At 73.8% G+C, this 11,464-nt stretch carries 3 protein-coding genes; all 3 read right to left on the reverse strand.

Annotated features, from left to right (window positions below):
• Positions 1-48 precede the first annotated feature (48 nt).
• Genes SMA5143A_RS17495 through SMA5143A_RS17505 form a run of 3 tightly spaced genes read right to left on the reverse strand, consistent with a single transcriptional unit; the run spans position 49 to position 11,436 of the window.
• Positions 49-3,972, reverse strand: a complete 3,924-nt coding sequence (locus tag SMA5143A_RS17495) for a bifunctional SDR family oxidoreductase/pyridoxal phosphate-dependent aminotransferase family protein (protein ID WP_107463838.1) — start codon at positions 3,970-3,972, stop codon at positions 49-51.
• Positions 3,969-5,090, reverse strand: coding sequence for a DNA alkylation repair protein (locus tag SMA5143A_RS17500; protein ID WP_107463839.1), 1,122 nt, complete (start codon positions 5,088-5,090; stop codon positions 3,969-3,971). Before SMA5143A_RS17500 ends, SMA5143A_RS17495 begins: the two co-directional genes overlap by 4 nt.
• Positions 5,083-11,436 carry a type I polyketide synthase gene (locus SMA5143A_RS17505; RefSeq protein ID WP_181361898.1) on the reverse strand — a complete coding sequence of 2,118 codons (6,354 nt, stop codon included), beginning with the start codon at positions 11,434-11,436 and terminating at the stop codon, positions 5,083-5,085. Before SMA5143A_RS17505 ends, SMA5143A_RS17500 begins: the two co-directional genes overlap by 8 nt.
• Positions 11,437-11,464: the final 28 nt, after the last annotated feature.

Consider the following 11,464-nt stretch of genomic DNA (forward strand, 5'->3'; position numbering starts at 1 on the left):
CGTGCCACCCGGCCGACGCGGCTTCCCGCCGCGTGTCCGGGGCGTCTGTCAAGTGATGAGGCCACAGGCGCGGCCCGCTTTCTCCAGCGTCGTGACGGCCGTGTCCAGGTCCGCCTCGGAGTGGCTCAGGTTGACGATGGTCCGCAGCCTCGGCAGCGTGCGCGGCACCGCCGGGTAGACGATCGGCTGCACGAACAGTCCGTCCTGCTGGCACAGGCGGGCCATGGCGCCCGCCTGTTCGGCGCTGCGGCAGATGACCGGCACGACGGGCGTCTCACCGGTGAGCGTGTCGAAGCCGAGTGCCCGCAGCCGCTCCCGGTAGCGGGTGGTCCTGGCCCGCAGTTCGCGCGGCAGTTCGGGCGCGGCGTCGATCACCTCGATCGCCGCCCGGGCCGCCGCCACCTGGGCCGGGGTGGCCGCCGCGGAGAACATCCAGCCGCGCGCGTTGTTCTTCAGCGCGAAGACGAGGTCGCTCGACCCGGCGACGTAACCGCCCGCGCTGGGCACGGTCTTGGAGAGGGTGCCCATCTTCACGTCGACGCGGGCCGGGTCGATGCCGAAGTGCTCGGTGATGCCGCGCCCGGTGCGGCCGAGCACACCGAGGCTGTGTGCCTCGTCCACCATGAGGGGGGCGTCGTACCGCTCGCACAGCTCGACGATGCCCGGCAGGTCGGCGACGTCGCCGTCCATGCTGAACACGGCGTCGGTGACGACCAGTCGGCCCGCGTCCCCCGCCTTGCGCAGAGCGCGCTCCAGATCGGCGAGGTCGTTGTGCGCGTACGTGATGACCCGGGCGCCCGAGAGGCGGTAGCCGTCGAGGATGCTGGCGTGGTTGTAGACGTCGCCGATGACGACGTCGCCGGGGCCGACCAGCGCGCCCACCGTCGCCACGTTCGTCATGTAGCCGCTGGAGAAGACGACGGCGTCCTCGGTGCCGAGGAACCGGGCGAGCGTCAGCTCCAGTTCGCGGTGCAGGTGGAGGGTGCCCGCGAGGAGCCGCACCCCGTGGGCGCCGGTCCCGTGCCGCTCCACCGCGCGCAGCGCCTGCTGCTCGATGTAGTCGTGGCCGATGAGCCCGAGATAGCTGTAGGAGGCGAAGTTGAGGAACCAGCGGCCGTCGAACTTGATGTGGGCGCCCCGCGCCTCCTCGATGACGGGCTCGTAGAAGTACTCGTCCTTCGCGACGATCACCCGGTCGTCCACGGAGAGGGCGTCGATACGCCGGTCCAGGAACGTCCCGCCGGGCCGGTCGGAGAGCCGACCGGGGAGAGTGCGGCGGGGGACGCGGGGGGCGGAGCGGGGTGGGTGGGGGGCCGGTGCGGTCACGGGAGCGGCGGGCATGGGGGTGACCGTCGGGGGTGCGACTGTCGCCTCGGTGGGGGTGGGCGCCGGCCGGGGTACGGGCGGGGCAGTCGGGGCCGGGAACTCCTCGGTGCCGGTGGACGCGGGGGTGCGGAAGCGGTCCCAGTCGGGGACGAAGGAGTCGGCGGCACTCCGGGGTGCGGCTACGGCGGGCGCCGGCTGCTCCGGGGCCGGGGGCGTCGGCGCGACCACAGGCGTGAAGCCCGTGTTCACCGGAGCCGGGGTCGTCGGGGGGCCTACAGGCGTGGGGGGCGCGGTCGCCGACGGCGGGGCGGAGGGTCGCAGGTGGTTCACCAGCGCGCCGACCGTGCTGTGTTCGAAGAACACCATCGGGTCGACCTCGAAGCCGTCGGCGGACAGGGAGGCCGCCAGTTCGACCGCCATCATGGAGTCGAGGCCCAGTTCCAGCAGATCGTCCTCGGGCGCCACGGCGTCCACGTGCAGCACGTTCTTCAGAGCCGTCGTCAGCGACAGCCACAGTCCGCTGTCCGGTGTCACAACCGTCATGGGTTCTTCCTTCGCGTGGGCGGCGGCGCACAGGACGTAGTGCGCGGGGGGACGGCCGAGGACGGTGCGCAGCAGGGCGACACCGCTGTCCGCCGTGAGGACCGGTACGCCGTGCGCGGCGGCCTTCGGGGCGATGCCCTCGCCCATGCCGACGCTCCACAGGCCCCAGCCGAGGCTGAACCACGGGGCCCCGTCGGCGCGTCTGCGGGCGGCGTAGCCGTCGAGGTAGGCGTTGGCCGTGGCGTAGGCGCTCTGTCCGAGGTTGGCGCGGACGGAGGCGACGGACGAGAAGAGGACGACGAAGTCGGGGGTGCCGCTCGCGGCGAGCAGGTCGTCGATCGCGTGCACCCCGCCGACCTTGGGGCCGAGGACGTCCGTGACCTGCTCGGGTGTCAGGGTGCGGGCCAGGCCGTCGCGCAGCACTCCCGCCGCGTGGAACACGCCGTCGAAGCGTTCGGCGCCGTCGAGTGCCTTCGGCAGCGTACGGACGTCGGCGGCCAGGGTGTGCAGGTCGCAGCGGGTTCCCAGCCGGTCGAGCCGTGCCCGTGTCTCCCCCGCGTCCGGGACCGTGCGGCCCACGAGGGTCAGATGGGCGCAGCCCTCGGCCGCGAGGAGCTCCGCGATCCGCAGACCGATGCCGCCCATTCCCCCGGTGATGAGGAAGCGCCCGTCGCGGAAGCGGGGAGCGGGCGCCGGAGCGTCGGCGCCGCTCGGCGGCAGCGGGGCGGGCCCGGTAGGTTCCAGCGTCGGCCGGTACCAGCCGGAGGGTCGGCGGGCGAGTTCCGGCTCGGCGTACCCGAGGAGGTCCGTCGGCGTGTTCGTCGTCGTGAGGTCGGCGCCGGGTTCCAGGTCCACCAAGCGCACCCCGGTGCGGGGGTGTTCCACGCGCAGGGTGCGGCCGAGGCCCCACAGGGAGGTCATGAAGGGGTCGACGGTCTCCTTCCCCGTCACCCGGTGGGCGCCGCAGGTGACGATGAGCAGGTCCGGCATCGGCGGACGGAACGCCAGCCGCCGTACCAGGGCGAAGACCCCCCGCAGGGCTTCGCCCACCCGGTCCTCGTCCGTGAGTCCGCGCGGTGCCTCGTAGACCACCGCGCCCACGGGCGTCCCGTCGAGCACCTCGTCCAGGCGCTCCGGCGTCAACTCCTCGGGCGTCAGGTGGATATGGGGCGGTCCGCCCGACGCCGACGTCCGCCGCTGCGAGACCAGCAGCAGGGGGCCTTGGCGCTCCCGTGGCGTGCGGGTGGGCCGGACCTCCCGCCAGACCGGGGTCTCGATCGAACCGGCGGCGGAGGGGGTCCGTTCCTCCGCCGGCGGGCCGGTCGGGGTGCCCGCCGTGGGCGACTTGAGTGTGATGCGCTCCAGTTCGAGCAGCACCTCGCCCTGCTGCGTGCAGACGGTGGCCCGCCCCCGTACGGCACCGGCGCGGGCCCCGGCCGTCGCGTCCCGTTCGACGAGGGCGAGGACCGTGCCCGAGACGGGCCGGCGGGCCACGAGCCGGCCCACGTACCACGGCAGGCACGCCCCGGCCGTTCCGTCGTCGAGCATGCCGAGGGCCTGGAAGACGCTGTCGAGCAGCGGCGGCGGCACGAACCGGGCCGTGTGCAGGTCGTCCTCGGCGCGCAGCACCACCAGCATGCGGTCCGTTCCCCGGTACGCGGAGCGGATCGCCCGGTAGGTGGGCCCGTACGTGATGCCGCTGGCCTGCCGCCACGCGTCGATGTCCGTCAGCGGGACGGGCCGGGTGCAGCCCGCCCGCAGTCCGCCCACGTCGACGTAGCGGGGCGGCGGCATCGGCACGCCGCGGGCGCGCGCCGAGCTGTGCTCGACCGGCGCGCCGCCCGCGTCGTCACCGGCCGAGAGGACCGAGCAGCGCCCGTCGTCGGCCGTGGTCACCCGCAGATCGACGCCGGGCCCGGTCACCCTCAGCGGCGCGCGGAAGGTGACGTCGTCCAGCGTCCACACGCGGTCGGGCCGTCGGGCGTCGCAGGCGGTCAGGACGGCGTCCGTCTGGAGGGCTGCCGGCACGACCGGTGTGTCACCGATGCGGTGGTCGCGGACCAGCGCGTCGGTGACGCCGAGGTGGACCCGGAAGCCGCTCATGTGCGGAGGTCGAACCGCTCGGTGGCCTTCACCAGGCCGTTCACCTGAATGTCCACGGTGTGCTCGCCGGCGTAGTAGCGACGGGTCTGGATCTCCTTGACGGGGTGGGACTTCCGCACGGTCCGCCGCTCCCCCGCGGCGAGTTGGAGCGATGTCAGTTTGAAGACCTTGGGGATGCTGCGGCCGTTCTTGCGCACGTGGTGGACCACGTAGTCGACGGTCACGCTGTGCGGCCGGTCGTCGCCGTTCTCCACGGTGAAGTCGATGAGCAGGGTGTCCCCGACGGTGACCGCGCCGGGCGTGACGCGCAGGTCGGACACCTGGACGAGTTCGCCGCCCGTCGCCCCGAGGATGGCCAGGGCCTGCTGGTCGCCCTTCTTCACCAGGGTGCGCAGGGCGTGCTTCACGATCCAGTCGGTCTCGGGGGTGGGGCTCTCCTCCAGCCAGCGCAGCGCGGTGGCGAGCGCGAGGTCGGGGATGTCCTTGGAGATGTCGTTGAGGTTGTTGGCGACGGACTTGCGCACGTACTCGGAGGGGTCGCTGCGCAGGGGTTCGAGGATCTCCAGGACGGGGCGCGGGTCCTTCACGAAGACGTCGAGGGTGCGGGCCCACGGCAGGCGCGGTCGGATGCCCTCGCTGGCGAGGCGCCGTACGTTGTGGCTGGGGCTGTGGGCCCACTCGGCGACCCGCTTCATGGTCAGCTCGTAGTGGTCCTCGACGAAGGGCCTGATGGCGTACTCGCCGGTGTGGCGCCGGGTGATCTCCTCGATGGCGTCCAGCGAGACCTCGGGGTGGTCCCGGCCGTACTCCTCCACGAACCTCGCCACCGGCATCAGGAACCAGCTGGTGTTGAACATGCCCTCGCCCTCGGTGAGTTCGTCACCGAGGATCGACAGGAGCACCGCCACGGCCGTGGGGTAGTCCTCGGGGAGCCGGCTGCGCAGGCCCTCGGTCAGGACGAGGACGCGGTCCTTCAGTTCCTTGCCGGGGATGCGCTGTTCGACCTCGGCGGCGTACGCCTCGACGTCGAAGTCGGGGTGTACGGCGCGGACCTTGCCGCCGATGAGGCGTGCGGCCTCGCCGTTGAAGTGTCGCTTCAGTCCGTATTCGCTAGCCATGGTGCTCGGGCCTCTTCGTCTCGTGCGTGTGATTGCTTGGAGTGATGGTCGTGGGTGCGGGGCCCTGGGCATCGGGCGCGCCGGGGGTGATCCAGAACCGGCGGCGCCTGAACGGGTAGCCGGGGGCGGTGGTGACGCTCTGGCGTTTGCCGTGGTGGAGGCCGGTCCAGTGCAGGTCGGTGCCGGTGTGGTTGTGGTGGGAGGTCAGCGCGGCGTGCAGCTGCGGCTGGTCCTCGCGGCCCCGTTGGAGGGTGGGGATCCACAAGAGGGTGAGGTCGGGGCGGGCCTCGGCGAGCGTGGCGCGGGCGAGGGGGATCAGCTGCGGGTGCGGGCCGATCTCCCAGACGGTGTGGGGGCCGGTCTCGGCGAGCGTGGTGACGGCCTGGCCGAAGCGGACGGTACGGCGGATGGCCTGGGCCCAGTGCCCGGGATCGGTGGCGGTGACGTCGCTGTGCCAGGTGCCGGTGAGGGCGCTGGCGAAGGGGATCACGGGCGGCGCGAGCGGGGTGGCGGCCACGGCGTCCGCGAAGGGCGCGAGGGCCGGTTCCATCACCGCGGAGTGGAAGGCGTGGCTGACCGTCAGGGGCTGTACGCGTGAGGAGGTCTGCTCACGGAAGCGGGCCATCATCTCCGCCGGGCCGCTGACGGTGTGGACGCGGGGCGCGTTGTGGGCGGCTATCTCGATGCCGGGGTAGGCCCGGAGTTCGGCGGTCAGCGCGTCGGCGTCGGTGTGGACGACGGCCATCGTGCCGGTGGCGGGCTGGGCCTGCATCAGCTCGCCGCGGAGCGCGGTCAGCCGCAGCAGGTCGGGCAGGGTGAGGACGCCGGCCGCCCAGGCCGCGGTCAGTTCGCCCAGGCTGTGCCCGGCGACCACGTCGGGGCGGACACCGACGGCCCGCAGGAACGTCACCAGGGCGACCTGGACGCCGACGATGCCGATCTGCGCGTACCGCGTCTGGTCCAGGAGGTGCCGCGCGTCGCCGTACAGCAGGTCGAGCAGGGGTACGTCGGTCCAGGGGCGGAGCAGGTCGGCGCACTCGTCGAGGGCTTCTTGGAAGTGCGGTTCGGTCGCCCTGAGGCCCTCGCCCATGCGGGCGTACTGCGAGCCCTGCCCGGTGAAGAGGAAGGCGGTGGTCGTCGCCGTCCGGGTGTGGCGGGTCGTCGGGGCCGCCCCGGAGGCGACCTCGGTGAGCCGGGCGGCCAGTTCGGCGGCGGTGCGGCCGTGGACGGCGGTGCGGTACGGGTGGGCGGCGCGTGCGGTGTTGACGGTGCGGGCGAAGTCGCCGAGCGGGTCTCCGGTGAGGTGGTCCTCGGAGAGTCGGCCCTCGGAGTGCCGCCTCTCGGTGACGTGGTCCTCGGAGAGCCGGTGCTCGGCGAGGCCGGTCAGATGGTCGGCGTAGGTGCCGGCGAGGTCGCGCAGGGTGGTCTCGTCGGCCGCGCTGACACGGACGATGTGGCTGTCCTGCGGCACCGGGGTGTCCCCGGTGGGCCGGGGCGGCTCCTCGACGACGACGTGGGCGTTGACACCACCCATGCCGAACGCGCTGATCGCCGCCCGCCTCGGGTGCCCCTCGCGCGGCCAGGGCCGCGGCCGGTCGGCGAGGTAGAAGGGGGTGTCCTCGAAGCGGATACGGTCGTTGGGGCGCGCGACGTGCAGGGTCGGCCAGATCACCTCGTGCTCCATCGCGAGGAGGGCCTTCACCAGGCCCGCGAGGCCCGCCGCCGGCTCCAGGTGACCGACGTTGGACTTCAGCGACCCGATCGCGCAGTACTGGGCGCGGTCGGTGTGTTCACGCCAGGCCCGGGTCAGCCCGTCGATCTCGATCGGGTCGCCGAGGCTCGTCCCCGTGCCGTGCGCCTCGAGGAGGCCGATCGTGTCCGGGGCGACACCCGCGTCCCGCAGGGCCTCCGCGATGACGTCGCGTTGCCCTCGGGGGCTCGGCGCCGAATAACGGGTGGTGCGGCCGCCGTGGTTGACGGCCGCGCCCTTGACGAGGCCCCTTACCGGGTCGCCGTCCCGTCGGGCGTCGTCGTGGCGGCGCAGGACGACCGCGACGGCGCCCTCCCCCGGGACGAAGCCGTCGGCGGTGCTGTCGAAGGCCCGGCAGCGGTGCCTCGGTGACAGGGCCATCAGATCGCCCATCGAGCGGAAGTACTCGGGGCTGAGGCCGGCGTGCACCGCGCCGATCACGGCCGTGTCGATGTCACCGGCGCGCAGATGCTGGAGGGCGGTGTGCAGGGCCACCAGCGACGACGAGCAGAGGGTGTTGACGAGGCCGCTCGGACCGTGCCAGTCCATCAGGTACGACAGGCGGTTCGGGATCATCGCCTCGAGTCCGAGCCCCCGGCCGTCGGGGACGCCGTGGCGTGCCCGCTCCTCGTGGTAGTGGTCGTGGCTGTACGCGATCCACAGACCGGTCCTGCTGTCCGCGGCCCGTTCGCCCGCTCGTCCCCCGTCCTCCAGGGCCTGCCAGATCGTCTCGTACACGATCCTCGCCTGCGGGTCGATCAGCGGGGCCTCGCGGGGCGAGATCCGGAACGGGCCCGGATCGAACTCGTCCACGGCCTCCAGGAACGAGGCGTACGGGACAGGCCCGTGCGGTGGCCTGCTCCAGCGCCCCTCGGGCAGGGGGCCCACGGTGTCGCGCCCTTCGCGCAGGAGGTCGGCGAAGTCGGCCAGGGTGTGCGCGGTGGGGAGACGAACGGCCGCGCCGACGATCGCGATGTCGCGGGGGCGGGGCGACTCGGAGGGGGTCGGGGGTGAGCCCAGGAGTGTGGTGGGCGTTACGGCGGCCGGCGTGGTGGGCGGTTCGGTCGGTTGTGCGGCGGGCGGTGATGCGGGCGTCGGCGCCTCGTCCGGCGAGGGGGATGCGGGCGTCGGGGGGACGAGGGTGGCGGCCACGTCCGGTGACTCGGTGACCAGGAAGTCCGCGAAGAGGCGGGGCGTCGGGTACTCGAAGAAGACGGTCGGGTAGAGGGACAGCCCGAACTCCGAGGAGATCCGCTCGCTCAGCGACACGAGGCCGACCGAGTCGAACCCGGCCGACAGGAACTCCGTGTCGGCGTCGCCCACGGAGGTCCCGGTCAGCTCCAGGAACCAGCCGAGCACCCGCTCGGGCGTCGCCGACCGACGGACCGGCGCGGTGGGTGGGGGCGGCGGGGTGGACACCGGGTCGGCGGGCGGCGCCGTGTCCCGCGCCGGTGCCGGTGCAGGTGCCGGTGCAGGTGCTGGTGCTGGTGCCGGTGCCGGTGCAGGTGCTGGTGCCGGTCCAGGTGCCGGTGCCGGTGCCGGTGGTGTGGCGGGCCGGTGGGCCGGTGGGCGGGTCGCGGCGAACGCCTCCGCCGGTACCCGCTTGGACGACAGGTCGGCGAGGACGAGCAGCGGTCGGCCCGCGGCGTCCGTCACCGTCTGGGTGACGCGGCAGGCCTCCTCGTTCCAGAAGGCGGTCTCCGTGCGCACGTACGCCGCGTCGTGCAGCGGGCCGTGGAGGTGGACGCCCGCTGCCGACAGGGGGATGAACGCGGACGCCTCGGACGCGCCGAACACCGGGTTGTCCGGGGCGATCGCGGCGATGGTGACGCTGTCGAGCAGCCCCGGGAACAACTCGACGCCGGGCTCGTTCAACTCGCGCTGCCGCGCCCCCTCGACGCGGGCGAGCGTGCCGCCGTCGGGGAGGGCCGCCACCCAGGAGATGTTCCGGTAGTAACGGCCGTGGTGGTAGCCGATCCGGCGCAGCCACCGGTAGAGGCCCGACCCGGCGTGCACCTCCCCGCAGGAGCCGAGCAGCGAGGCGACCGGCACGGGTGCGGGCGTGGCGACCGCCTCGCCCAGCAGCCGGCCGGTGACGAAGGGGCCCCCGTCGTGGTCGTCGTCCACCGTGAACCGCCCCTGACCGTCGACGCGGCACACCACGCGGGACGCGCCGGAGGGGATCAGCGGGCGGTGGAACAGCAGGTCCCTTACTCCGTGGAAGGGTTCGCCGCGCAGCGCGGCCCCCTCGCGCAGGAACTCCAGCCACGCCACCCCGGGCAGCATGATCCGACGGTAGACGGCGTGCTGCGCGAGGGGCGCCTCGCCCGGTCCGAAGACCCGTGCGAAGACGTAACCGGCGGGGCCCTCGTCCCGCACGAGTTCGGCGGGCGCGCCGGGTTCGGGTGAGCGCAGCGGCTCGCGCAGGTCCAGGGCCCGGCCGCGCGGCTGGGCCGACGGCAGCAGACGGGTGCGCCACGCGGTGTCCCGCTGGTACGCGGCCCAGTCGATGTCCTGGCCCGCGGCGAAGAGGCCGGCGGTGATCGCGGCGAGTTCCGCGGCGACCTCCCGTTCGTCGCGGGCGCGGGCCAGGCGCCCGCACAACGCGTCGTCGGCCGCCGGTCCGTACTCGGCTCCGGGGGCCGGGTCGCCGTCGCGGCGGAGGACGTCGGCGAGTGCCTCCTCCAGGGGGACGCGGCCCCAGGCGAAGTCGCGGAGCGCCTCCCAGCCCGTGTGCAGGTCGACCGCGGGCTCCGGCACTCCGGTGTCCCGCAGCGCCACGGTGAGGGCGATTCCCTCGCTGATCCGGAGCAGTTCACCGGAGAAGTCGGCCAGGGGCACCCCGGTCGCCGTCTCGAAGAGGCCCATGATCTCGTGCACGGCCGGCACCGACCGGTCGAGCACCCTCAGCCAGCCGGGGGGTGCCTCCTCCGACGAGGGGCGGACCCGTACGGCGGGTTCGCCACGACGGCCCGGTCGTACGGTGGCGTCCGGGGCCTCGGGCCGGAGGAGCCAGGCGCGCAGGGCGGACGCCAGCTCTGTCGCGTCGGCCCCGGTGACGGCGACCCGCGCCGCGCGGTGCGGACGGGCCAGCCTCGCGGTGGCGCACACGTCGTCCAGGTCACCGGTCACGGTGGGCAGGAACTCGATCCACTGCGCGACCAGTTCCCGCAGCGCGTACGGGGTGTCGGCGGAGAGGGGCAGCAGCTGGTGGATCGCCCGCGCCGCCGTCGTACGGGACGGCCCGGCCGCGTGGCCCTCCTCGCGGTGGGCCGGGGGGACGGCTTCGGCGACGACGTGCGCGTTCGTCCCGCCGAAACCGAACCCGCTCACCGCGGCGCGCCGCACGGGCACCTCGGGCCAGGCGCCGTTCGTGGCGGGAAGGTGGAAGGGGCTGTCGGCCAGCTGGAGGCGGGGGTTGGGGTCCTCCACGGTGAGCGCGGGGACGATGCCGTCGCGCAGCATGACGATCACCTTCGCGAGGCCCGCCAGACCCGCCGCCGAGTGCAGATGGCCGATGCGGCGCTTGAGGGAGCCGAGCGCGACGGAGTTGCGGGGGACGCCGTGCCGGCCGAACACCTCGGTGAGGGCCCGCGCCTCGATCGGGTCGCCGATGGCGGTGCCGGTGCCGTGGGCCTCGACGTACCGCACGGACAAGGGGTCGATCCGCTCGTACACCTTGCCCAGCAGTTCGACCTGGGCCTCCAGGTTGGGCGAGGTGACGCCCATGGTGCGGCCGTCGTTGTTGACCGCGCTCGCGGCGATCGCGCCGAGGATCAGGTCGCCGTCGGCCCGTGCCGCTCCCATCGGCTTCAGGACGAGGGCGACGGCTCCCTCGCCGGGCACATAGCCGTCGGCCCTGCGGTCGAAGGTCCGGCACAGGCCCGCCGGGGACAGGGCGCCGGTGCGGGAGAGCAGCACGAAGGTGAGCGGGTCGATCAGGAGGTCCACGGCGCCGACGACCGCCAGCTGGCAGGCCCCCGCCGTGAGGCTCTGGCAGGCCAGCCACACGGCCGTCAGGGAGGACGAGCAGGCGGTGTCGACGACGAGGCCGGGGCCGGCGAGGTCGAACCGGTCGGACAGCCAGGCCGCCATGAAGTTCTGCGACCGCCCCCAGAGGGAGGCGGGGCGCGGCCCGTCGCCGGGGCCGGCCATCGGGCTGTCGGACGGTCCTCGTGTGCCGTCGGCGCCGAGGCCGCGACCGTGGTCGAAGCCGTACGCGTTCATGCGGGCGCCGACGAACACGCCCGCGTCGAGGCGCCGACGGGTCCTCAGATAGCCGGAGTCCTCAAGGGCCCGGGCCCCGACCTCCAGCATCACCCGCTGCTGCGGGTCGAGGAGGACGGCGTCCTCGGCGGTCAGGCCGAACGCCTCGTGGTCGAAGGAGAACGGGTCCGGAAGGAAGGCGCCCCGGTGGTGCGTGCCCTGATGGGCGCCGTCACCGAGGTACAGCTCGCGGGCCCAGCGGCTCGGCGGGACCTCGTCGACCTCGACGCCGTCCCGCCTCAGCAGGGTCGCGAAGTCCGTGACGTCCTCGGCCCCCGGGAGCCGCACCGCCATGCCGATCACGGCGATGCGGCCATCGAGCTCGCTCACAGTGTTCCTCTCGTTCGGCTCGGTCGTC

This window comes from Streptomyces sp. MA5143a (genome assembly GCF_900290235.1).
GTDB lineage: Bacteria > Actinomycetota > Actinomycetes > Streptomycetales > Streptomycetaceae > Streptomyces.

Excerpts from the sequence above, each read along its gene's own strand:
- SMA5143A_RS17495 (WP_107463838.1), bottom strand. The coding sequence starts at position 3,972 with ATGAGCGGCTTCCGGGTCCACCTCGGCGTCACCGACGCGCTGGTCCGC.
- SMA5143A_RS17500 (WP_107463839.1), bottom strand. The coding sequence starts at position 5,090 with ATGGCTAGCGAATACGGACTGAAGCGACACTTCAACGGCGAGGCCGCA.